Here is a 22,674-nt window from a genome sequence, read left to right on the forward strand (position 1 = left end):
TTCGGCCAACAGGAAAGCGTGAGCGTAAAGTCTTGCAGCGCCTGCCGGACAGGCTTCACAAAGGCGACACGATAGGACACCATAGTCCCGGCAAACAGACGCAAGTCGTTTGGTGAAGGAGACTGTCCTTGACGATTGCAGTGGCGCAGAACCTATCCCCGGCGCTCGTTCTGAACGCAGACTTTCGCCCGCTCAGCTACTATCCGCTGTCGCTCTGGGGTTGGCAGGACGCCATCAAGGCGGTCTTTCTCGATCGCGTGACCATCCTCGCCGAATATGACCAGACCGTCCGCAGCCCGAACTTTACCATGCAGCTTCCCTCGGTCGTCTGCCTCAAGTCTTACGTCAAGCCAGCCCGGCATCCGGCCTTCACGCGTTTCAATGTCTTCCTGCGCGATCGTTTCCAGTGCCAGTATTGCACCTCGCCGAACGACCTGACCTTCGATCACGTCATTCCCCGCTCCAAGGGCGGCCTGACGACGTGGGAGAACGTCGTCGCCGCCTGCTCGCCCTGCAACCTCAAAAAGGGCGGGCTGATGCCGAAGGACGCTGGCATGCTGCCGCACCAGAAGCCCTACCAGCCGACGGTGCACGACCTGCACAATAACGGCCGCCTGTTCCCGCCGAACTTCCTGCACGAAAGCTGGCTCGACTATCTCTACTGGGATTCCGAGCTCGATCCGGAATAGGCTGAAGCCAGGCGGCTCTATCAGGCCGTCGTCATTCTTGGTCCGGGCGTCAGGTGCGGACGGCCTTCCCGAAAGCCGCACGCAGCGCGATGCCAGCGAACAGCAGCGAGGCAAGGACGTTCCAGCCGGCGAAGGAGAGGCCGAGGAACCGTCCCGCCGCCTGGTCGCAGGCCGGCGGGTGGACGCCGTCGATGGTCGACAGGAGGTCGACGGTGAGATCGGCATTGCCCGCAGCCGCGCAGCCCGACGGCCCCAGCCAGAAATGCCATTCGACGCCGGCGTGATAGATGGCAAGACCGAGACCGTAGAGCATGGCCAGGCCAACAAGGCCGATCAGCCCCCGGGTGACACCGCCGGGGGCGCGTCGCACGCCGGCGACAACCGCGACCAGCGCCAGCACGATGGAGACGTAGTAGGGCGTGCGCTGCTCGAGGCAGAGGGCGCAGGGGATGTAGCCGAAGGCATGCTCGAACACGAGCGCGGTACCGACCGTCGCCGCGCAGCCGACGAGGAGAACGAGCGCCGCCAGCGTCTGGGGCCGGCCGGCTGGCTGCGAGAGGCGTGCGTCCATGCGTCGATCTCCGGGAAGCACCGGGACGCCGCCCGGATCGCCCCTCCTCTAGCACCCGCCGCATCGGCGCGAAACGGCGACGCGCCGTCGCCAGCGACAGTGCGTCAGCGGCTTCACTCCCCACTGGACCAGCGCGGCCGATCTATGGCATGAAACGCTTGCAGTCGAATGGTCCCCGCGGGCGTGGTGGAATTGGTAGACGCGCCGGACTCAAAATCCGGTTCCGCAAGGAGTGTCGGTTCGATTCCGACCGCCCGCACCACCGTTCCTGAACCAGCTCTCCATCTTCTGACCGCTTTCGACGTTTCGATGCGTCCAACGGTGACGGCAGCTGCGTCGATGAAGGACGACGGCTTCAGGCCGGCGGCACCGCGCGGTGGCTAGGCCGCCAGCGCGCCCTGGCGGAAGGACGCGGTCCAGGCCGCGAAGTCAGAGGCTTCCATCGGCCGGGCGAAGAAATAGCCCTGCGCCTCCTCGCAGCCCATCTCGGCCAGAAGATCGGCGGCGGCGGCGGTCTCGACCCCCTCCCCGACAACCCGGTAGCCGAGCTCGTGCGAGAGCGTGATCATCGAGCGGACGAGCGACTGCTCGCGCTCACCCTCCTCGATATCCCTAACGAAGCTCTGGTCGATCTTGACGACATGCGCCGGGAGCTTCTGGAGGTAGGCGAGACTGCTGTAGCCGGTGCCAAAATCGTCGATCGACAGCTTGATCCCGGCCGCGGCGAGCATACTCAGCCGGTCGAGCGCATTTTCCGCATCCTTCATCACGGCGCTCTCGGTGACCTCAAGTTCCAGCCGGTCGGGCTGCAAGCCGTGCTCGGCGACGACCGCGAGCACGCGCTGGACGAAACCCGGATCCTCAAGGTTGCTGGCCGAGACGTTGACGGACAATTGCAGGTCGATCCCCGCCGCCTGCCAGTCCTGGATCTGACGAACGGCCTTGCGGATCACCCAGTCGGTCATCGCATGGGTATGCGAAGACGGCTCGATGACCGGGACGAATTCGCCCGGCGCGATGGCGCCGAGCGTCGGGTGGCGCCAGCGCAGCAGCGCCTCGGCGCCGACGCACTGCCGGGTGGCGAGATCGATCCGCGGCTGGAAGACAAGCCGCAACTGGTCATCCGCGCCGAGGGCGGCCTGGAAATCCTGCAGCAACGTGAACCGCCGGGTATGCGCCGCATCCGCCTGGGGATTGTAAAGTCCAACGGTCAGCGAGGCGTTTCGGGCCTCCTCGACCGCGGACTGGAGGGCGCGCAAGAGGTCCGTCGGCGCGGTGTCGCCGAAGACCATCGGCGCCACGCCCGCGACCACTGTCATCAGGAATTGCGTGCTTGATTCCAGGCCAACCTTTGCAAGGGTCGACCGGAGAAGGGGCACATACTCGCTTTCCACCGCGCCTACCGGGGCAAGGTAGGCAAACTGGGTCGCCGAGACATGATAGCCGGCACGGCCCGGTCCAAGCGTGCGCGTAAGCCGCAGGGAGGCTTCGCGCACGATCTTGTCGACGCTGGAGGGGCCGAGCACGCGGGCGTAGTTGCTGAGCTGCGTGTTCTCAGCGAGGTCGACGAGGACGGCCAGCCGCCTCTGGCCGCCATGATCACGCGCCATGTCCTCAAGGTCATCCATGAACTGGTTGCGGTTCGGCAAGCCACTGATGGGATCGACGCGGCCGAAGGCGTGCTGCAACTCGATCTGAGACATGACCATGGCCGCCAGGTCGGTGAGCGCGGCAGCCTCTGCCGTCGACACGGTGCGCGGCTCGGTGCCGAGGACGCAGAGCGCGCCGAGGCCGAAACCGTCCCGCGTCACCAGCGGTGCGCCGGCATAGAAGGCGACGCCGTTCTGGGCGAGATGGCTGTCAGCGTAGCAGGGATCGGCCGCGAGGTCTGGAATAACCAGCAATTCCCGCGTCTCCGCCACCTCGGCGCAAGGCGCGTTCTTGCGGGGGATGGAGTCATGTGGGACGCCGACACGCGACTTGAACCACTGGCGATCATGGTCTGTGAGGGATACCGCGGCAACGGGCAGGTTGAAGATCTGGCTCGCCATGCGCGTGATTCGGTCGAAGCTCTCGCTGGCTTCGGTATCAAGCAGATTCAACTGGTGAAGCGCGAGGAGGCGCTCTGCCTCAGGGGGATTCTGCATCGGGGGGTATCCAAGCCTTGGCATTTGCGCCCTACCGAAAACGACACAGGTTCGGTAGCCGGAACCCTAATAGCGGGCACCACCTTAACACTCAGCAAAAATAACAGATCGACTTTTGGAGCTGTACGGAAAAACCGTGCTTACTAAATAAGATATGGGTTCCAATATGGAGAATTCAATAATTTGGAGTCGAAAGCTTTTCACGTTACAGTAAGATATACCTTCGTTGCACAGCCCTGACGGAAACCCGATCACTGGGAAGAAGCGTCGGCCGCCGGCGGCGCTAGGCTCGGCCCATCGCCGCAGGTTCAGGAGGCGCCGTCTCGACGGGCGAGCGGGCCGCTGCCTTCCGCCGCGCGGCGAAAGTTCTTGCCATACGCCTTGCGCTCAGCGGGCCCGAGTTCGCGCATCAGAGGCGAAAACGTAAATGAAACACCCGAGCCGCCCAAAGTACCCTTGCGGACGGCGAACAATTTCGAGTGCTTCCGCAGAGTATCTTCGTCTCTATGAGCCAACCCGCGCTCTTCGCAGGCCATCCAATTCGCCGGTCGCGCGGATGGCCCACGAAGGCCGCTGACGGTTGGGAAGGCCGCCATGATCATCGCCCAGATTTCCGACCCGCACCTGCGCCAGCCCGGTGTCCTCTACGAAGGCCTGGTCGATTCCAATGCCATGCTGGAGGAGGCCGTCGCGGCCGTGAACGCGCTGGTGCCGAAAGCCGACATCGTCCTCCTGTCGGGCGATGTGGTGGATGAAGGAAGCGCTGTGGAATACGCCCATGCGCGCGATCTCCTGGCGCGCCTCGAAGCACCGCTCGCGGCCCTTCCGGGCAATCACGACGAGCGCGAGGCGTTTCGCCGGGCCTTTGCCGACCAGCCTTGGATCGCCCGCGACGGACCGATGCACCTGGTCATCGAGGAGGCAGGCCCGGTGCGCATCGTCGGGCTCGACGTCACGGTGCCCGGCGCACACCACGGCCTGTTCGATGCGGTCGCGGCGGACTGGCTCGACGCAACGCTGTCTAGCGCGCCCGGGCGGCCGACGATCGTCATGATGCACCAGCCGCCGATCGCCTGCGGCGTTGGCTATCTCGACGACTACCGCTGCTTCGGTGCAGCCCATCTGGCGGCGGTCATCGGCCGGCATCCCCAGGTCGAGCGGATCATCTGCGGCCATGTGCACCGCATGATGCAGCAGCGCTTCGCCGGCACCTTGCTGCTGACCGCCCCCAGCACGACCACCGCGATCGCCCTGCGGCTCGGCACCAACGCCGAGCCCGCCTCCTTCGTCGAGCCCCCTGCCTTTCTCCTGCACCACTGGCGAGACGGCGGGCTGATCACGCATGTGATGCCGATCGGGACCTACCGAGGCCCCCTGCCCTTCGCCTGAGCGGCCGTCGAACCGATAGGCGCGTGCGTCAGTAGCCGTTCTGTCGGAACCAGGCGGCGTCGGCGGGGTCGCTGACCATCAGCCAGTCGGCCTGACAGAGCAGCTCTACCTCGTTCGTGACGACGGTGCCCTGGACGCCGTGGGTGTGGGTCGCCAGCTGCATCTCGCCCGACCATCGCATGCGGATGATGTTGCCGTTGGCGATCTTCATGAAAGACTTGATCGGCTTCTTCGACAGGTCCGTGGCGAGGAAGGTCGGGCCGTCCTCGTCGAGGCAAGGGAAGGCGCCGGCGAGGTTCTGAGACCATTTCGCCGCATCCGCCAGCATGCGGGTGACGTCGCGCACATAGGGCGGGCGCTTGCTCGTCTTGCTCGAACGCAAGAGATAAACGTCGGTCTCGATGTCGATCAGCCGCTCGTTGGAGACGATGGCGCGTGCATCGTAAAGCGCGAAGACGATCTTCGAGGCGCTGATCCGGTCCAGCGGCTCCCGCAGCAGTTTGCCGAAATCGGCGAGATCCTGTTCGAGTGTTCGCATCGTCCTGCCTTCACCTCGTTGCGGCAACGGCTGAAAGTGCCTGGCTCAGCCGATCCCCAGCGCGTTCTTGATCCGCCGGCGCAGCAGCCGGGCGACATTGGTGGCCGCGCGGGCCTTGACCAGCCCGTTGGCGGCGCGTTCGACCCTGCGGCCGCTCTCCGGCGTCAGGCCGATCACCAGCGTCTTGATCGGTATCCGGCCCTTCCACAAGCGATTCATCAGGAAATGATCGGGAACGGCACAGGAATCGGCCCTGAGCACCGCAGGATCGGCCAGGAGGGCCTCGCTCGCCATCAGCATCATCTGTAGTCCCGGCGAGGCCGCGGCATAGCGCTCGTCATAGCCCATCTTCCAGGCGAAGGCCTCGCCGCCGACGACAAAGCTGACGAGGCTGGCGATGGCGACGCCATCGAGCCGCAGCGTGAAGATGCGCGTGCGGTCGGCATCGGCAAGCTTGTTGACCGCCTCGCGGGCGAAGGCGGCACGGTAGCGGTCCATGATCAGGGCGCTGCGCTCGCGTCCTTTCCAGCCGCTGGCCTCGATCGTCAGGAACTCCTCCATCGCCGCCAGCACCTCGGAAGGCGTGCGGGCGACGTCGAAGCCGAGTTCCCCCTGTGCGGAGAGCAGGCGGCGCTGGCGCTGCACCTCGCGCCGACGCTTCGGCGACAGCGCGTCAGCGAGCGAGGCTCCCTTGATCAAGGCGGCCCGATCGAAAGCGTTGACCGCGGTCATCGGCAAGCCGAGCGCGCCGACCGCCTCGGCCATGGTGCGGGCGAACGGCTCGTCGATCCGCAGGTCCGGGATCACCATGACGTCGGGCAGCTTTAGCTCCGGCCGCCGCAGCGTGACGAGCAGGCTCGTGAGCGTCGCCTGCGGATCGTCGCTGTCGACCAGCGGCGTGCCGAGCGGGCCGAAAGGATGGGTCCAGGCGCGGATCGCCATCGGCCCGCCGAGCATGCCGATCCGCTCGATCGAGAACGGCATCAGGAAGCGCAGGCGGCTCCGGCGCGGGCCCTCGTCGCGTGCCACCATCAGCCGGACATGGCGCTCGTCGAGCCGCGGCATGGCGGGCACCAGGAATTGCGGGGCGAAGAACACGTTCTGGTCGATCGCCCGGCGCGTCAGGAAATCCAGTTCCGCGGCGAGGTCGAAGGCGGCGGCCGGCGCATAGATCGAGAAACGGCGCTTGCCGTCGCCCGACGCGACCTCGACATTGGCTTCCGGATTATCCAGCGGCCGGTCCTGGTCGAGCAGCGCGATCGCCGGCGCAGCGCTCGGCGAGGCCAGCATTTCGTCGACGAGCGGCTTGCTGCTCATGCCCCGCTCCCCCGGATCGCTGCATCGCGCGGCCGCGCCAGAATGAACAGCTTCAGGCCGAGGCGCCGATAGGCGACGGCGTAAAGCGCCCCTGCCTCGAAGACCATAGCGATCGCCGTCGACGATGCCGCGCCGTAGAGGCCATGGCGCGGGATCAGGACGATGTTCAGGACGACGTTGACGATGATGGTCGCGAAGTACACGGCGGCGCACGCCTTCTGCTCGCCCGACATGGTCAGGACGCTCTCGGCCGGACCGACCGTCGCCCGCGCGAGCACACCGATGATCAGGATGAACAGCAGCGGATAGCCCTCGTCGAATTCAGGCCCGAACAGGCCGAGCAAGAGGTCGCCGCACACCAGCATCAGAACCGCCATGGCGAGCGAGGGCCAGAACGTCCATCGTATCGTCTGGTGGATGAAGCTTTCGTAACGCTCGGCGTCACCGGAGTGCCGGTACTGCGAAAAGCGCTGCGCTGCGCCCGCCTTCACCGCGAAATAGACGAAGTGCACCAGCGCCAGCGTCTTGACGCTGGCATAGTAGACGGCGACATCGGCCGGCGGCAGGAAGTGACCGACCATCAGGATGTCAACATTGGTGAGCAGGTTGAAGAATCCCTCGACCAGGAAGATTGGCAAGGCGACCGCCATCCAGCGCCGCATGTCGTTTTCGCGCAGGCCCGGCCCCGCTTCCCGGCTGGTCTTGCGGTGGACAAGCAAAAGCTGTCCGAGCGTCGTCACCCAGGTTGCCACGAGCAGGCCGAGCACCGCGGTATCGGCATCAGGCGCAAGGCCGCCGAAACGCGTCAGGACCGCCATGGCGGCGATGATGAGCAGCGGCCGGACGATGAAGGTCGGCAGCAGCGCGAGGCGCGACAGCGAATGCGCGCGCGCGGTACCATCGAGCACCTCGCCCAGCGCCATCACCGGCAGACAGAAGGCGCCGAGCACCAGCGGCAGCAGGTAGTAGCCGGGAACGGCATCCCGGAAGAGCCAGAGGGCGGCAAGCCCGATGGCGGTGAGAAGGGTCGCCGAGGCCAGCGCGAACAACCGGCTGGCGAGGAGAATGCCGCGCAGGAGATCGATCTGGTCCGTCGCCCGGTATTCGGGGGCGAAGCGGATCACCGCGGTCTGGAAGCCGAGACAGGCGAGGCCGCCGAGGATGACGCTGGCGACCAGCACGAAGACGAAGATGCCGTATTCGTCGCTGCCCATCCAGCGTGCCAGGAGAACCTGGCTGAAGAAGGCGATGGCCGCCGAGACGACCCGAATGGCGAAGGCGAAAAGAGCGATGCGGGCCGAAACCGCCTGCTCGGTATCGCCGGAGAGGGCGAGGTCGAGACGCACGAGAGACGGCCGCAGCCATCCCATCAGCCGCAGCGGCATCACATGCCCTGCGAGTCTCTCGATCGACAATACCACGCTGTGCCCGTTCCCCTGGGATCGGCAGGATCTGAGGTCCGACACTAGGCGCCCAGGCTTAAGATTTGGTCGCGTGGACGGGGTCAATTATAAGTCAGGCAACCAAAAAGTCCGGTCTTCCGCTTCGCTCACCGCCGATCAACAAGGCCGCTCAAGCTTTGCGGCCGATGCGGCGCCGTCGAAAGCCCGAGCGGAGCTGGCGCCGAGAGCTTGTTGCTGCCGTCGCGGTCAGCCTGCAAAACCGCCCTCGCCGAGATAGGCAGTCTCCTCGGGCGTCGACGGGCGATTTAGGATCGCATTGCGGTGCGGGAAGCGACCGAAACGCTCGACGATATCCCGGTGCTCGACGGCGAAGGAGACGTTGTCGGGGCCGATCTCCTCCATCCAGGCGACGCAAGCCTCCTGATCGCCCAGATCCTCCGAATGCATCAGCGCCATCGGGAAGAACTGGTTGACGTCGTCGCCGACCGTCAGGTGATCGCCCCGCCCGAGGGCTTCTTTGGCGATCGTCCGGGCCTTGGCATCGGTCGCATACATCCGCGAATCGCCGCGGAACATGTTGCGCGGGAACTGGTCGAGCAGGATGACGAGCGCCAGCGCGCCGGTCGGATCCTCCGCCCAGCCGTCGAGCTCGCTAAGCGCCGCACGCTCGTAAATGTCGTGGAAACGCTGGACGATCTCGGCGTCGAAAGCCGCGTCCTTCTCGAACCAGTGGTCGGGGCCGGCGTCGCGCCAGAAATCGACGATGGTCTGGGGATCGATGGCGTAGCTCATGGCAGGATCCGAAAAGTTTTCGCAGGCGGGGGATGTGGAAGAAGGCCGGTCGTCGCTAGATGGGGGTCCGAATGCGGCGGAGACAAGGGTGAATGAACGAAACGGCGGTGGAACTCGACCTGCGCGGCCTGCGCTGCCCGCTGCCGGCCTTGCGCACGGAACGGCAACTGCGGGCGATGAGCGCCGGCGAAAGGCTCGGCGTCCTCGCCGACGATCCGCTGGCGGCGATCGACATCCCGCATCTCTGCCGTCAGTCGGGGCATGTGCTGATCGCCGCGACGACCGAGGCCGATCACCGGCGCTTCCTGATCGAATGCGGCAAGGCGTCGTCCGCCGCCTGAAAGCAAGTCGGCCCGCAGCTGCCGGCCAACGGCCTTCGCGGCGCCACCGGCAACAGACGCCCGCCGCCGTTCCGGTCAGAACGACATGCCGGGCACCGCCAGCGGATTGTCGGTCAGCGCCGCGCGGTCCGGCGCATCGAGGCGCGGCTCGCCGGCGAACGCGGCGAAGAGATCGCGCACCAGCCGCTCGTCGAGCCCCTCGCCGATCAGTACCAGCCGCGAGGCGGGTGCGAAGTCGGCGGGCCAGGCGGCCAGGCGCGCCGGGGGATGCAGGTGGTTGCGCACGCCATGCAGCACCAGCGGCCGTCCGGGATGCTCGATCGTCCGCACGATCGCCTTCATCCGCAGGATCCGGTCGCCTTGGAGGTCGCGCAGGAGGTCCAGGAAAGCCTCGACCTGCGCGGTCGGCAGCGGCGCGGCATGCTGGATCGAGAAGGAGCGGATAGCGCCGTGACGGGCGGCGGCATTGCCGTGCGCCGGCTCGCCGGCAGGAGGGTGCTTGTGCGCATGGGAATGATCGTGCGGCCCGTGCCCGTGCGCATGGTGGTGCGCATCGTGTGCGACCTCGTCGTGTAGCCAGCGGGCGACGTCGGCGGTCTTGGTGGCGGGATCGTAGAGGCCGCAACCCAAAAGCGCCGAGGGCCCCGCCTCGCCGCGCGCGGCATCGAGGATCGGCGCGCCGGGATTGACCGGCCGGACCAGCCGCGACAAGGCCTGCAGCGCGTCGGGGCCGGCGAGGTCGGTCTTGCTGACGACGACCCGGTCAGCGACAGCGACCTGGCGGCGGGCCTCCTCGCGCTCGGCAAGGTTCTGCGCGCCGGCGAGCGCATCGAGGACGGCGACGACCCCGTCCAGTGCGTAGGCCTGCACGAGAGCGGGATGGCCCATCAGCGCGGCCAAGATCGGCGTTGGGTCGGCAAGGCCCGTGGTTTCCACCACGACGCGCGCGAGCTTCGGCAAGCGACCGGTCTGCACCCGGTCGGCGAGGTCCGCCAGCGTGTCGACGAGATCGCCGCGAATGGTGCAGCAGAGGCAGCCGTCGGAGAGTTCGATGATGCCGTCGCGCGCCGTCTCGACGAGAAGGTGGTCGATCCCCGCCTCGCCGAACTCGTTGACGATGACGGCGGTGTCGGTGACGGCGGGATCGGCGAGCAGGCGGTTGAGGAGCGTCGTCTTGCCAGCCCCGAGGAATCCGGTGAGGACGGTAACGCGGATCGGGTCTGAAAGGTCCGCAGCCTTTGGCACGGCGATCAGTTGACGACCCCGCTGCGCAGGCCATCGGCCTCGCCGACGACGCTCGTCTCGCCACCGATGCGCGCGCTCTTTCCGTCCGCTGCGGTATTTTCCGCGGCAGGCGCGACGGACGGCGCGGCGGTGGGAGGGGCCCCGTCCGTCGTCGCATCGTCTGGCCGCCAATGCGGCAGCGGAATGCCATAGCCGGCGATCTGCGAGATACCGGCCTGCACCTTCGGACCGGCCGCAGCGCCGCCGAGGCTGACATCGACCACTGAGGGCGGCCGAACCATCTCGTGCAGCAGCGGCGAGCCGGAATTGTGCTCCGTGCGCTTGGCCTCTTCCTCGCGCTCGGCTGCCCGGGCCTGCTGGCCCGCCGGCGAGCAGATCGCCTGGCTGATGTCGGCGGGCGGCCCGTCGGAGGCGGGCAGCTGCTCGATCATGGTGCCGAGCTTGGCGGTATCGGTCTTGAAGCCGTTCTCCAGGAGATCGGCGGAGATGCGGTCGCGGACGATCGGGCTGTCGGCGCCGAGCACCACGGCGACGATAGTGCGCTTGTCGCGGGTGGCCGAGGCGACGAGGTTGAAGCCGGAGGCGCAGATGTAGCCGGTCTTCATCCCGTCGGCGCCGGCATAGCGGCCGAGCAGCGGATTGGTGTTGCGGATCAGCGCACCGCCGGCCGAGATCGCCTCGACGCCAAAAATCTCGCTGAAGGCTGGAAAGTCGCGACGCAGGTGCATGGCGAGAATGCCGAGATCCTTGGCGCTGGAATACTGCCCCTCGCCCGGCAGGCCGTTTGGGTTGATGAAGTGCGTGTCCTTCATGCCGAGCGCGAGGGCCTGGCTGTTCATCCGGTCGACGAAAGGCTGCAGCGAGCCGCCGCCGATCGTCTGGCCGATCGCGACCGCGACGTCGTTGGCCGACTTCACCAGCATCATCCGCAGCGCCATGTCGAGACGCATCACCGATCCCGGCTCGTAGCCCATCTTCGAGGGCACCTGGGTGGCCGCGTACTGCGTCATCACGACGGGCGTATCGAGCGTCGCGTCGCCCGTCTCCATCGCCTTCAGCGCGAGATAGGCGGTCATCAGCTTGGTGGTCGAGGCGGGATACCAGCGGGCACTGGCATTTTTCGACGACAGAACCTTGCCGGTGGCGACGTCGATGACGACGGACACCTCGGCTTTCGCCGCCGGCGAGGCCAGAACGGCGGCGCCGAGCGCAGCTGCGCCGGCAAGGCGCAAAACGGCAGACGCCATCGTCTTCACGGCTTTTTCCTTCATGTCGAACGGCAGATTATTGCACCTGCGCGCCCTATCTCGCCTCTGTGACGCTCTCATGGCAAGATGGCAAGCCTGCCTAAATAGGACCGGCCGCTCCAGTCTCCGTGATCGCAGCCCTCGTTTTCCGGAAGTTCTTATGCCGCTCAACAACCGCATCGCCGACCGCCAGACCGAGATCACCGCCTGGCGCCGGCATCTCCACCAGAATCCCGAAATACTTTACGAGGTGCACGAAACCGCTGCCTTCGTCGCGGAGAAGCTCGCTGAATTCGGCTGCGACGAGGTGGTAACCGGCATCGGCCGGACCGGCGTCGTCGGCGTGATCCACGGACGCAGCGGCCCGGGCAAGCGGCGGATCGGCCTGCGCGCCGACATGGATGCGCTGCCGATCAATGAGGCGACCGGCCTCGACTACGCCTCGAAGACGGCCGGCAAGATGCACGCCTGTGGCCATGACGGCCATACGGCGATCCTTCTTGGGGCGGCGCAGAGCCTCTGCGAGACCCGGCATTTCGAGGGCAGCGTGGTCGTCGTCTTCCAGCCGGCCGAGGAAGGCGGCGCCGGCGCGAAGGCGATGATCGAGGACGGGCTTCTGGAGCGCTTCGCCATCGACGAGGTCTATGCCCTGCACAACATGCCGGGCATCCCGGTCGGCCATTTCGCGCTCTGCGCCGGCCCGATCATGGCCGCGACCGACGAGTTCAACCTGACGGTCCGGGGCCGCGGTTCGCATGCGGCGATCCCGCAGCAGTCGCTCGACCCGATCCTTGCCGGCGCCACGCTGGTGCAGGCGCTGCAGCAGGTGGTCTCGCGCAATGTCGACCCGCTGGCCTCGCTGGTGCTCTCGGTTACAAAGTTCCAGGCGGGCTTTGTCCACAACGTCATTCCGGACACCGCGCTCGTCGCCGGCACGGTGCGGTCGCTGACGGCGGAAACGCGCGATCTGGCAGAGGCGCGCATCGCGGCCATCTGCCGGGGCGTCGGCGAGACGCACGGCGTCGAGATCGACTGCCAGTACATCCGCAACTATCCGGTGACCGTTAACGATGCCGGCGCTGCCGATTTCTGCGCCGCCGTGGCAGCGGAGATCGTGCCGGCCGCCCAGGTCGACACCAAAGTCGCCCCGCTGATGGGCGGCGAGGATTTTTCCTACATGCTGGAGAAGCGGCCCGGCGCCTTCATCTTCATCGGCAATGGCGACAGCGCGGGCCTCCACAACGCCCGCTACAACTTCAACGACGAAGCCATTCCCTACGGCGTCTCCTACTGGACCCGGCTGGTCGAACGAGCGCTCGCCGGCGCCTGAGCCGGGCCGAGCTTTGCCTATTGCGGCTTGCCCTTGCTCCAGGTCGGGGAGGCCGCGAACAGCGGCACCGCCGAGATCGCCATCTTGGCGCTGCCCTCCTTCACCTCGCGCGAATGCGAGAGGTAGATCAGCGTGTCGTTCGCCTTGTCGTAGACGCGGGTGACGACCAGCGCCTTGAAGATCAGCGATCGACGTTCGGAGAAGATCTCCTCGCCGCCCTCGTCGAGGTCGATGTCGCCGATGACGATCGGCCCGGTCTGGCGACAGGCGATCGACGAGTTCGACGGATCCTCGAACCAGTTTCCCTGGCGCAGCCGGTCGACGACGCTGCGGTCGAAATAGCTGACATGGCAGGTGACGCCGGAGATCTTCGGATCGGTGATGGCGTCGATCTTGATGTCGTTGCCGAGCCAGTCCGTCGAGATTTCGCCGACCTGCTCGGCCACGGCGGGTGCGACGGACGGCAACAGCGCGAGGCCGGCGATCAGGGAAAGGGCGAAACGCATCTGCAGGGTTTCCTTGCGGGCCGGAAGGTCCACCCCACATGGGCCGGACAGCTTGTTTTGCAACGGCCGGTGCAGCGCGCTTGAGCCGCTTCCGTTAGGCCACAGCAGCGGCGCGGTTCATCCTATGGCCGACTTAGTGGATTTCTATCCAGCGGATATATCTGTAGAAGTCTCCCCGTCATGACGTTTCGATGATGGCCAGGGCCGTTGGTGCAAGGCCGGAAAGTTGACCTCCATGCCTTTGAAGAAATCGCCCGAGACCGACGGTCGCCGAACCTGGGAGGGCTCTCCCACCCCACGTCCCCTCCCGTGGCTCGCCGCCGCCCTCCTGTTGCTGCTGGGCGCGATGCTGCTCGGCACCGTCGTGCGCGAGTTCGACGACATCCAGGCCATGTTCATGGAGGACGGTCCGATCGAGATACTCCAGGCGGGCATGCTGGTGATCGCCGCGGCGGTGTTTGCCCTCGGCTTCCTGCGATCGGCCGGCTCGCGCGCGCTGTTCTGCGCAGTTGCCGCCTTCGCGCTGATCTTTGCGGTGACCCGCGAACTGCCGCGCTGCGGCAGCGCTTTCAGCGGCGACGGCATGTGCCTGCAATCCGGCTGGAAAACCATCATCGTTGCAGGCGCGGCTCTGCTCGCGCTCACCGCCGTCCTCGTCCGGCGCCGGGAATGGACGCGCGACGTGCTCCGTCTGTCAAATATCCGCTGGGTCTGGCCGTGCTTCGTGGTCGTTCTCTTCCTCGCCGGCGGGGAAGCGGCGGAGCACCGTATCCATGTCGAGATCGAGGAGTCGCTGGAACTGGCGGCCTATCTCTATGTCACCGCTTACGGCCTCTGGATCCTGCGCCAGACGCGGGCCGCAACCAACGCTGCAGAGCCTCGGCTGGCGGCCGGGCGCCGACACGCCGACGAGGTTCCGGGGTAGACCAGCGGCCGGCCGACACGATCCATTAAGCCTTACAGAGCATCATGGCCGGGTCCCGTCGACGCTGGAAACCTATGTCTCTCGTTGTGTCCCCGACCCGCATCCCTCTTTTTCTCGGCCTCGCCGCCCTGCTGATGCTGGCTTCCTGCGCCCGCATGCCGCGGACGATGTCGTCCGAGGAATGCATGACGCGGGTGATGTATTTCGAGTCCAACCGTTCCAGCGCCGAGGGCATGCTGGCGGTCGGCACCGTGGTGATGAACCGGATGAACTCCGGCAAATATCCCAAAAGCGTCTGCGGCGTCGTCGGCCAGAAGAACCAGTTCGCGCCGGGCGTCCTGTCGAAGCCGATGGGCAAGGGGCGCGAGCTCGCGACGAAGACGGCGCGCATCGTGCTGCGCGGCAGCAAGCATCCCGAGGTCGGCCGGGCGATGTTCTTCCACACCGCGGGCTATTCCTACCCATACAACAACATGCACTACGTCGCGATCGCCGGGGGCAACGCCTTCTACGAGAAGCGCCGCGATGCCAGCTCGACGCAGGCCGAGGTCGCCGCCCGCGGCAGCCGCCTCAGCTACGAGCCGCCGGAGCGCCGGGTCGTCGTTCGCACCGCGCCGGCGCGGCAGGTGATGGTGGTTCCAGATCCCGTGACCCCGGCGGACTGGAACCAGCCGCAGGACATCAGGACCTTCCAGGCCAGACCCCAGGCGACGCCCGCCCCAATTACGCCGGCGCCCCAGACCCTCGACGCACAGCGTCTTGCACCGATGAGCATTGACGAGGTCATCGCCGGACAAGGCCTCTATTAGGCGGCGCAGCCTGTTCGGGTAATCGACTTCCACCCTCCCGCCGGCTAAGTCCGGCCGTCTGCCGGCGAGCGACGCCGGCCCTCGTGGGAGAAAGCGCCATGTCCGACCAACTCGTCTGGGGCATCATGGGGGCGGCCAACATCGCCCTTCGCAAGGTCATTCCAGGCATGCTCGGCGATGCCACGTCGCACATCCGCGGCATTGCCTCACGCGACGGGGCCAAGGCGAAAGCTGCCGCCGAACAGTTCGGCTTCGAGACGCACTATGACAGCTACGAGGCGCTGCTCGCCGACCCCGCGATCGAGGCGGTCTACATTCCACTGCCGAACCATCTGCATGTGCCTTGGTCGGTGAAGGCGCTGGAGGCCGGCAAGCACGTGCTCTGCGAGAAGCCGATCGCGCTCGACGCGGCAGAGGCCGGACAGCTGATCGCAGCGCGCGATCGCAGCGGCAAACAGGTGCTCGAGGCCTTCATGGTGCGCCAGCATCCGCAATGGCTGCGCGCCCGTGAGATCCTGCGCAGCGGCGAGATCGGCCCGGCAAAACTGGTGCAGACGACGCTTAGCTACTTTAACGCCGACCCCGCCAATGTCCGCAACATCGCCGAGATCGGCGGCGGAGCGCTCTACGACGTCGGCTGCTATGCCTTGCAGCTCGGGCGCTTTCTCTTCGAGAGCGAGCCACTTCGCGCCATCTCGCTGATCGACCGCGACCCCGAGATGAAGACCGACCGGCTGACCTCGGCCATTCTCGATTTCGGCGCCGGCCGGCAGCTGGCCTTCTCCACCTCGACGCAGCTCGTCCCCGCGCAGCGCACGCAGATCTTCGGCACCACCGGCCGCATCGAGGTGCCGGTCTCGCTCAACGCACCGCAAGGCGAGGAAACGCGAATTCACGTCGACACGACGGGGGCAATCGACGGCAGCGGCATCCGCACCGAGACGCTTGCGCCTTGCGACCAGTACACGCTGCAGTCCGCCATGGCGGTCCGGGTATTCCAAGGGCTGGAGACACCAGATTTTCCGATCGAGGATGCCATCGCCAACATGCGGTGCATCGACGCGGTCTACCGCTCGGGGCTGAGCGGCGCCTGGAAGACAATCTGACGCGGCAGGACGGCAGCGCCTTCAAACGAGAACGCCGAGCAGCCGGAGCGAGCTAAGGATTAGGCCGTCTTCCAGACCGCGCTGCCAGCCATCGCAGCGGCAAGCTTGGTCTCGCCCTATCAAGAGTAGCTAAAGGCCGAGGGCGAGAGGAATACCGATACCGGCTGCCAGCTGACCGATCACGCCGACCGACCGTTCCACCCGGTCGTCAGCGGTGACGGACGTTCCGTTTAATGCGACACGCCGGGCATGGCGGCGCCCGTCAGTGAAGCGTAGGAATGGCGGATGGCAGACGAAGCGACGATCAATGAAGAGCCCTCGATGCGATATCGGTGTAGGCCACCTCTGTCTGCGATGATACCATCGCCATCGGCGATGTTTTCGACACTGGCGATGGTTCGGATACTGCGCGCCCCGGTTTCAAGGCACTAAGCTGCAATGGCGCATTTCGCCCTGATCTGCCCCCCGTTCTACAGTCACCTCAAGGTGTTTGAGGCACTCGCGAGCGTCCTCGTGGCGCGCGGCCATCACGTCACCTTTGTGCTGAATGCCGGTGGGGAGAAGCTTCTGACGCCGGGTGAACAGGTGGCCTGGAGAATCGTCGGCAGCGGCAATACCGACCTTGCCGCGATCACGCGCCGTGCGGCGCGGCCGAACGGCCCGCTCGGCATCCTGCGCACGGTTGCCGACACCACGGCGCTGACCGCCGCCCTCTGCCGGGACGGACCGGCAATCCTCCGCGATCTCGGCGTCGATGCGGTGATCGGTGACCAAATGGAGCCGGCTGCCGGCCTCTTGGCCGCCGCGCTGGGCCTGAAACAGATCTCGGTGGCCGCAGCACTGCCGGTCAACAGCGCGCCGGGCGTCCCGCTGCCCTTCCTCGACTGGCCCTATGATCCCTCGCAGGAGGGCCTGAAGCGCAACCGCGGCGGCGAGCGGGTGGCCGCGCTCCTTCTGCGCCGGCAACGGCGTGGGCTGGAGGAATGGTCACGCCAATTCGACCTGCCGCGCCGGGGCAGCCTCGAGGACTGCCTGTCGCCGCTGCTGCAAATCGCGCAATGCCCGGCGGCGTTCGATTTCCCGCGGCCGCCGCTCAGTGGCTTCCACGCGGTGGGCCCGATCCGATCCGAGACCCATGCGGCGACCGCGTCCCTGCCGTTCGACATCGACCCGGCAAGGCCCTTCGTCTTCGCCTCGCTCGGCACGCTGCAGGGACACCGCCTCGACATCTTCCAGGCGGTCGCAGCTGCGTGCCGGCGGCTCGGCGCGCAGCTGCTCGTCGCCCATTGCGGCGGCCTTACCCCAGAACAGGCCGGCACGATCGACGCCGACGCCGTCACCGACTTCGCCGACCAGGCGACCGTTCTCGACCGCGCCGACGTTTGTGTGACGCATGGCGGCATGAACACCGTGCTCGATGCGCTGCAGCGCCACGTGCCGCTGCTGGTCATTCCGATCGCCTTCGACCAGCCCGGCATCGCCGCCCGCGTGGTGCACCATGGCGTCGGGCGGATGCGGGCGCGCCGCGGCCTGACGGCGGCCAAGGTGGAGGCGGATCTTCGCGCCCTCATCGGATCAACGGGCACGCGCGCCGCGGCCCTGGCACTTGGTCGCGATATCGGTGCCGATCAGCACGGCCAAGGCGGCGCCCGGCGGGCCGCCGACCTGATCGAGGCGGCCATCGGTGGCTGAGATCGATCGGCAGCGGCGCCTCCGATCGACTGAACGAAGCCAGTACCTGTACTAAAGGACTTTACCGTCCACGCCGAAACGGTGGACCGGTCCGCCCCGGGGCGACAGCCCGATCGTGGTGCCGACGGCGATCTCGCTCTGGCCGGAAAGGCGGACGGTGAGTTCGGCGCCCTCGCTGAGCGTCACGTAGAGATAGGTGTCGGAGCCGAGGTGCTCGGCATGGCGGACCGTGCCGGACCAGCGCGCGCCCTCGCCGTCGACGGCCAGATGCTCGGGCCGGATGCCGATCGTCTCGGCGCCCTCCCGCGCGGCATAGGCGCCGGTCAAAAAATTCATCTTCGGCGAGCCGATGAAGCCGGCGACGAAGAGGTTGTCCGGCTTGTTGTAGAGGTCGATCGGCCGGCCGACCTGCTCAATGCGACCGGCGTTCAGAACCACGATCTTGTCGGCGAGCGTCATCGCCTCGATCTGGTCGTGGGTGACGTAAATCATCGTCGCGCCGAGCGCGCGGTGCAGGCGGGCGATCTCCAGCCGCGTGTTCACCCGCAGCGCCGCGTCGAGATTGGACAGCGGCTCGTCGAACAGGAAGAGCTTTGGGTCGCGGACGATCGCCCGGCCGATGGCGACGCGCTGGCGCTGGCCGCCGGACAGCTCGGACGGGCGGCGCTTCAGGAGCGCCGTGAGGTCGAGCAGGTTTGCGGCCTTCGCCACCGCCGCCTCGCGCTCGGCCTTGCCGATGCCGGCCTGCTTCAGCGCGAGATCCATGTTGCCGGCGACCGTGAGGTGCGGATAGAGCGCATAGGACTGGAACACCATGGCAATGCCGCGCTCGGCCGGCGGCACCGCATCGACCGACTTTCCGGCGATCTCGACCGAACCGGAGGTCTGGTCTTCGAGCCCGGCGATGATGCGCAGGAGCGTCGACTTCCCGCAGCCGGACGGGCCGACGAAGACGACGAACTCGCCGGTGCCGACCTCGAGGTCGATGCCCTTCAGGACCTCGGTGGTGCCGAAAGTCTTGACGATCCGGCTGAGACGCAGCGACTTCATGATGGCATCCTTGTCTGGCTCACAGCGTCACGCTGCGGTTCTCGCGCATGCTGACCTCGGCGGCGAGCACGATCTCCAGCGAGCGCACCGCGTCCTCGTTGTGGCGGGTGAGGTCGAGGTCCTCGCGGATGGCCTTCAGCACAAACGCCTGCTCCCGGTCGCAAAGCGCCTGATGGTCCGGCTCGTCCGCCGTCGACAGCCATGTGTCGGGCCTCGCGAAACGGCCATCGGCGCCGCGCTCGGCATGGTGCACGCGGATGCGGGCGGTGCGGGTGTGCGTGTCGATGTCGCTGGAGGCGGCGCCCTCCTCCATGACGATCGACACCGAGCCTTTCGGGCTCATCACGTCCTTCACGAAGAAGGCGGTCTCGGAAATCATCGGGCCCCAGCCGGCCTCGTACCAGCCGACCGACCCGTCGTCGAACAGCACCTGCAGATGACCGTAATTGACCTGGCTTTCGGCGATCTCGTTCGACAGGCGCACGCCCATGCCGCGCACCTCGACCGGCCGGGCATCGGTGATCTGGCACATCACGTCGACATAGTGGACGCCGCAATCGACCAGCGGCGAGGTCGTCTGCATCAGCCGCTTGTGGATCTCCCAGGCCGGCCCCGTCGACTGCTGGTTGAGGTTCAGCCGCATCACGAAGGGGGGCCCGAGCTCGCGGGCCGTTTTGATGAACTGGATCCAGGACGGGTGGTGGCGCAGGATATAGCCGATGACGAGCTTCTTGCCGGTGCGCTTGGCGCAATCGGTGACGCGCCGCGCCTCCTCGGCGGTGCCGGCGAGCGGCTTCTCGACGAAGACATGCGCCCCCGCCTCCATCGCCCGCACGGCGAAGTCGGCATGGCTGTCGGTATAGGTGCTGATGGCGACGAGGTCCGGCGATAGCGCCAAACCCGCATCGAAGCTGCTCAGCAACGGATAGGCGGCGAGTTCCGGTGGCAGGTCGACGGGCGAACGGTTGTAGAAGCCTACGATCTCGAAGCCGGGATGGGCGTGATAGGCCAGCGCATGGCTGCGGCCCATCTGGCCGAGCCCGGCGACGAAGACGCGAAGGGGTGGGCTGTCACTCATTCGGTGTTCCATCTTCGAAACTTGCGAGCGTTGCCTTAGCGGCATCGACGATCGCAGGCACAGACTGACTGGCGGCGGACCAGAGCCGATCGACAGCGATCTCGAAATATCCGTGGCTCAGCTTGTTGCGGATTGCGTAGGCCGTGCGCAGGTCGAGCCCGGCAAGGACGCTCGTGTGATCAGGTACGAGCCTCATCAGATGTCCCGAGGCCTCGCCGATCACCTCGATGCATTTCATGACGGCATGCTGCGTCATCAAGTCTGCTGCAAAAGTCTTCCGGTCCTTGCCAGCAATATGGCGCGCGACCGCGTCCCCCCACTCAATAATGTCTTCAAGCCGGGCTCTGGAGCTTCGCTGCGTCGCCATCGTCAAAGTGGCCGCTGGTCACGCAGGACGTTCGGGCGAATGTCCTTCTTCAGCGTGTCCAACGTGAAAAGATCGACGCGGACTCCCAAGAGATCGATGAGCTGGAGCTCCAGTCCAACCAGGTCGAAGAGCGACACGTCAGCGGGCGCATCTACCAGGATGTCGAGATCACTGCCGTCGCTGTCGTCACCACGCCCAACGGAGCCGAACAGCCGTGGATTGTTAAACTGCGAGGCGGCGATCACCGCCAGCACTTCGTCGCGTTTCTCCGCCAGAATCTGCGAAGGCTTCATCTCACCCTCCCTCACTTCACCGCGCCCGAAGTAATGCCGCGGATGAGGTTCTTCGAGAAGAGGAGATAGAGCACCAGAACCGGCAGGATCGCCAGCGACAGCGCCGACAGCACCGCCTCCCAGTTGGTGAGGTACTGGCCGAGGAACTGCTGGGCGCCGAGCGTCACGGTCTTGGTGGACTCGCCGGGGGCGAGGATCAGCGGGAACCAGAGGTCGTTCCAGATCGGGATCATGGTGAACACCGCGACCGTCGCCATCGCCGGCCGCACCAAAGGCAGGACGAGGACGAAGAACACCTTGTACTCCGACATCCCGTCGATCCGCCCGGCATTCTTTAGATCGTCCGAGACCTGGCGCATGAACTCCGACAGGATGAAGACGGCCAGCGGCAGGCCTTGCGCGGTGTAGACGAGGACCAGCGCCGTCAGCGTGTTGACGAGGCCCGACGCCACCATCATCTCGAGGATTGCCACCGTACCCAGCCGGATCGGGATCATGATGCCGAGCGCCAGGAAAAGGCCGAGCAGCATGTTGCCGCGGAACTTGTATTCCGACAGCGCAAAGGCCGCCATCGCCCCGAACAAAAGGACCAGGAAGATTGCCAGCAGCGTGACGATCAGGCTGTTCTGGAAGTAGAGCAGGAAGTCGCCTTGCGCCGCGACGGTGCGGTAGCCGGCGACGCTCGCCGTCTCCGGCAGCGGCGGCATCATCGGGCTGCCGAAGATGGCGCGGCGGGTCTTGAACGAGTTCATCACCACCAGGAGCACCGGCAGGACGGCGATTAGCGAATAGCCGACGAGCGCGAGGTGGACGAGGCCGGTGCGCAGGGATGCGGGTCGGGAACGGGCCATGTCAGCGCCTACATCTGGTAGCGGCGGATGCGCCGCTGGATGACGAAGAGATAGAGCGACACACCGAGGAGGATGATCAGGAACATCGCCGTTGCGATGGCCGCGCCCATCGACCGGTCGCCTTGCTGCAGCTGGAAGCCGAAGAAGGTGCGGTAAAGGAAGGTGCCGAGAATATCGGTCGAGCCGTTCGGGCCGGCGAGCGCCCCTTGCATGGAATAGACGAGGTCGAACGCGTTGAAGTTGGCGACGAAGGTGAGGATCGCGACGAGGCCGATGGTCGGCAGGATCAAGGGCAGCTTGATTTTCCAGAACTGGCTGAAGCCGGTGACGCCGTCGCATTCCGCCGCTTCCAGGATCTCGTCGGGAATGGTCAGGAGCGCGGCATAAACCAGCATCATCGGGATGCCGACATACTGCCAGACCGAGACCAGCGAGACCGTGGTCAGCGCATAGGCTTCCTGGCCGAGATAGGGCGCGAACAAGCTCTTCAAACCGACGGCGCCGAGGAGGCCGGGCGCGACGCCCCAGATCGGCGAGAGGATCAGCTTCCAGATGAAGCCGACGATGACGAAGGACAGGATCGTCGGCAGGAAGATCACCGTCCGGTAGATGGCGACGCCCCTGAGTTTCGGGATCGACAGGAGGGCGGCGAGCGCGATGCCGACCGGGTTCTGCACCAGCATGTGGATGGCGAAGAAGTAGAAATTATTGCCGAGCGCGTTCCAGAAGCTTTCCGACCAGCGTGGGTCGCCGAACAGAACCCCGAAATTGGCGAGGCCGACGAACTCCGTCCCCTCGGCGGTGCGCCGCTGCAGCGCCGCCCAGAGCGTGTCGGCGAGCGGGAAGATCATGATCGCGGTGTAGACGATGACAGCCGGTGCGAGGAACACGGCGATGTGCCAGCGTCGGGGCTTCTTCGGGGCCGTATCGTGCATGGGCTCTGGTTTCCGATGCCGGATGCGGGGACGGCGGCAGGGTTTTCGCCCGC

23 protein-coding genes and 1 tRNA gene are annotated in these 22,674 nt (G+C 66.3%); 9 read left to right on the forward strand and 15 right to left on the reverse strand.

Annotated features, from left to right (window positions below):
• Window positions 1-128: 128 nt before the first annotated feature.
• Entirely contained in the window at window positions 129-689 is a 561-nt protein-coding gene (locus ACZLZQ_RS22900; protein ID WP_472935860.1) for an HNH endonuclease, read from the forward strand.
• A gap of 49 nt (window positions 690-738) precedes the next feature.
• Here ACZLZQ_RS22900 and ACZLZQ_RS22905 read toward each other — a convergent pair whose 3' ends face one another.
• Window positions 739-1,260: a disulfide bond formation protein B gene (locus ACZLZQ_RS22905; RefSeq protein WP_472951453.1), complete on the reverse strand. Its 522-nt coding sequence runs from the start codon at window positions 1,258-1,260 to the stop codon at window positions 739-741.
• A 177-nt stretch (window positions 1,261-1,437) separates the two neighbouring features.
• Between ACZLZQ_RS22905 and ACZLZQ_RS22910 the strand changes: the two genes are divergently transcribed.
• Window positions 1,438-1,522 (forward strand) — tRNA-Leu (locus tag ACZLZQ_RS22910).
• A 118-nt stretch (window positions 1,523-1,640) separates the two neighbouring features.
• Here the strand turns inward: ACZLZQ_RS22910 and ACZLZQ_RS22915 are convergent.
• Window positions 1,641-3,407: a putative bifunctional diguanylate cyclase/phosphodiesterase gene (locus ACZLZQ_RS22915; RefSeq protein WP_472951455.1), complete on the reverse strand. Its 1,767-nt coding sequence runs from the start codon at window positions 3,405-3,407 to the stop codon at window positions 1,641-1,643.
• A gap of 594 nt (window positions 3,408-4,001) precedes the next feature.
• On the opposite strand from ACZLZQ_RS22915, the gene ACZLZQ_RS22920 reads away from it, so the two are divergent.
• Window positions 4,002-4,796 carry a phosphodiesterase gene (locus ACZLZQ_RS22920; RefSeq protein ID WP_472951456.1) on the forward strand — a complete coding sequence of 265 codons (795 nt, stop codon included), beginning with the start codon at window positions 4,002-4,004 and terminating at the stop codon, window positions 4,794-4,796.
• Window positions 4,797-4,824: 28 nt separating this feature from the next.
• Here the strand turns inward: ACZLZQ_RS22920 and ACZLZQ_RS22925 are convergent, their stop codons facing one another.
• From ACZLZQ_RS22925 to ACZLZQ_RS22940, 4 genes are all read right to left on the reverse strand, one after another.
• Entirely contained in the window at window positions 4,825-5,334 is a 510-nt protein-coding gene (locus ACZLZQ_RS22925; RefSeq protein ID WP_472935864.1) for a hypothetical protein, read from the reverse strand.
• Window positions 5,335-5,379: 45 nt separating this feature from the next.
• Window positions 5,380-6,651: a GNAT family N-acetyltransferase gene (locus tag ACZLZQ_RS22930; protein WP_472951457.1), complete on the reverse strand. Its 1,272-nt coding sequence runs from the start codon at window positions 6,649-6,651 to the stop codon at window positions 5,380-5,382.
• Window positions 6,648-8,072 carry a flippase gene (locus ACZLZQ_RS22935; RefSeq protein WP_472951459.1) on the reverse strand — a complete coding sequence of 475 codons (1,425 nt, stop codon included), beginning with the start codon at window positions 8,070-8,072 and terminating at the stop codon, window positions 6,648-6,650. The genes ACZLZQ_RS22930 and ACZLZQ_RS22935 overlap by 4 nt, the downstream gene beginning before the upstream one ends.
• Before the next feature lie 228 nt (window positions 8,073-8,300).
• The gene (locus ACZLZQ_RS22940; protein ID WP_472951460.1) at window positions 8,301-8,846 is read right to left on the reverse strand and encodes a DUF924 family protein; all 546 of its coding nucleotides are present in this window, start codon (window positions 8,844-8,846) and stop codon (window positions 8,301-8,303) included.
• A gap of 92 nt (window positions 8,847-8,938) precedes the next feature.
• Between ACZLZQ_RS22940 and ACZLZQ_RS22945 the strand changes: the two genes are divergently transcribed.
• Window positions 8,939-9,187 carry a sulfurtransferase TusA family protein gene (locus ACZLZQ_RS22945; protein WP_472951462.1) on the forward strand — a complete coding sequence of 83 codons (249 nt, stop codon included), beginning with the start codon at window positions 8,939-8,941 and terminating at the stop codon, window positions 9,185-9,187.
• Between the two features lie 75 nt (window positions 9,188-9,262).
• Here ACZLZQ_RS22945 and ACZLZQ_RS22950 read toward each other — a convergent pair whose 3' ends face one another.
• A complete protein-coding gene (locus ACZLZQ_RS22950) occupies window positions 9,263-10,432 on the reverse strand; it encodes a CobW family GTP-binding protein (protein WP_472951464.1) in 1,170 nt (389 codons plus the stop codon).
• A 5-nt stretch (window positions 10,433-10,437) separates the two neighbouring features.
• A complete protein-coding gene (locus ACZLZQ_RS22955) occupies window positions 10,438-11,679 on the reverse strand; it encodes a D-alanyl-D-alanine carboxypeptidase family protein (RefSeq protein ID WP_472935928.1) in 1,242 nt (413 codons plus the stop codon).
• Between the two features lie 160 nt (window positions 11,680-11,839).
• On the opposite strand from ACZLZQ_RS22955, the gene ACZLZQ_RS22960 reads away from it, so the two are divergent.
• On the forward strand, window positions 11,840-13,009 hold the full coding sequence (locus tag ACZLZQ_RS22960) for a M20 aminoacylase family protein (protein ID WP_472951466.1): 1,170 nt from the start codon (window positions 11,840-11,842) through the stop codon (window positions 13,007-13,009).
• A 17-nt stretch (window positions 13,010-13,026) separates the two neighbouring features.
• Here the strand turns inward: ACZLZQ_RS22960 and ACZLZQ_RS22965 are convergent, their stop codons facing one another.
• Window positions 13,027-13,521, reverse strand: a complete 495-nt coding sequence (locus ACZLZQ_RS22965) for a CreA family protein (RefSeq protein ID WP_472951576.1) — start codon at window positions 13,519-13,521, stop codon at window positions 13,027-13,029.
• A gap of 229 nt (window positions 13,522-13,750) precedes the next feature.
• On the opposite strand from ACZLZQ_RS22965, the gene ACZLZQ_RS22970 reads away from it, so the two are divergent.
• The 4 genes from ACZLZQ_RS22970 (at window position 13,751) to ACZLZQ_RS22985 (ending at window position 18,047) form a co-directional block, all read left to right on the forward strand.
• A complete protein-coding gene (locus ACZLZQ_RS22970) occupies window positions 13,751-14,440 on the forward strand; it encodes a hypothetical protein (RefSeq protein WP_472951468.1) in 690 nt (229 codons plus the stop codon).
• A gap of 74 nt (window positions 14,441-14,514) precedes the next feature.
• Entirely contained in the window at window positions 14,515-15,249 is a 735-nt protein-coding gene (locus tag ACZLZQ_RS22975) for a cell wall hydrolase (RefSeq protein WP_472951470.1), read from the forward strand.
• Between the two features lie 98 nt (window positions 15,250-15,347).
• Entirely contained in the window at window positions 15,348-16,355 is a 1,008-nt protein-coding gene (locus ACZLZQ_RS22980) for a Gfo/Idh/MocA family protein (RefSeq protein ID WP_472951472.1), read from the forward strand.
• 438 nt (window positions 16,356-16,793) lie between these two features.
• The gene (locus ACZLZQ_RS22985) at window positions 16,794-18,047 is read left to right on the forward strand and encodes a glycosyltransferase (protein WP_472951474.1); all 1,254 of its coding nucleotides are present in this window, start codon (window positions 16,794-16,796) and stop codon (window positions 18,045-18,047) included.
• 51 nt (window positions 18,048-18,098) lie between these two features.
• Here ACZLZQ_RS22985 and ACZLZQ_RS22990 read toward each other — a convergent pair whose 3' ends face one another.
• Genes ACZLZQ_RS22990 through ACZLZQ_RS23015 form a run of 6 tightly spaced genes read right to left on the reverse strand, consistent with a single transcriptional unit; the run spans window position 18,099 to window position 22,621 of the window.
• A complete protein-coding gene (locus ACZLZQ_RS22990; RefSeq protein ID WP_472951476.1) occupies window positions 18,099-19,097 on the reverse strand; it encodes an ABC transporter ATP-binding protein in 999 nt (332 codons plus the stop codon).
• Window positions 19,098-19,116: 19 nt separating this feature from the next.
• On the reverse strand, window positions 19,117-20,175 hold the full coding sequence (locus tag ACZLZQ_RS22995) for a Gfo/Idh/MocA family protein (protein WP_472951478.1): 1,059 nt from the start codon (window positions 20,173-20,175) through the stop codon (window positions 19,117-19,119).
• A complete protein-coding gene (locus ACZLZQ_RS23000; RefSeq protein WP_472951479.1) occupies window positions 20,168-20,542 on the reverse strand; it encodes a HepT-like ribonuclease domain-containing protein in 375 nt (124 codons plus the stop codon). The genes ACZLZQ_RS22995 and ACZLZQ_RS23000 overlap by 8 nt, the downstream gene beginning before the upstream one ends.
• A 2-nt stretch (window positions 20,543-20,544) precedes the next feature.
• Window positions 20,545-20,835, reverse strand: a complete 291-nt coding sequence (locus ACZLZQ_RS23005) for a nucleotidyltransferase family protein (RefSeq protein ID WP_472951481.1) — start codon at window positions 20,833-20,835, stop codon at window positions 20,545-20,547.
• An 11-nt stretch (window positions 20,836-20,846) separates the two neighbouring features.
• The gene (locus ACZLZQ_RS23010) at window positions 20,847-21,686 is read right to left on the reverse strand and encodes a carbohydrate ABC transporter permease (protein ID WP_472951483.1); all 840 of its coding nucleotides are present in this window, start codon (window positions 21,684-21,686) and stop codon (window positions 20,847-20,849) included.
• Between the two features lie 8 nt (window positions 21,687-21,694).
• A complete protein-coding gene (locus ACZLZQ_RS23015; protein WP_472951484.1) occupies window positions 21,695-22,621 on the reverse strand; it encodes a carbohydrate ABC transporter permease in 927 nt (308 codons plus the stop codon).
• Between the last annotated feature and the right edge of the window lie 53 nt (window positions 22,622-22,674).

It is taken from the genome of Mesocryomonas lacus, assembly GCF_055730105.2.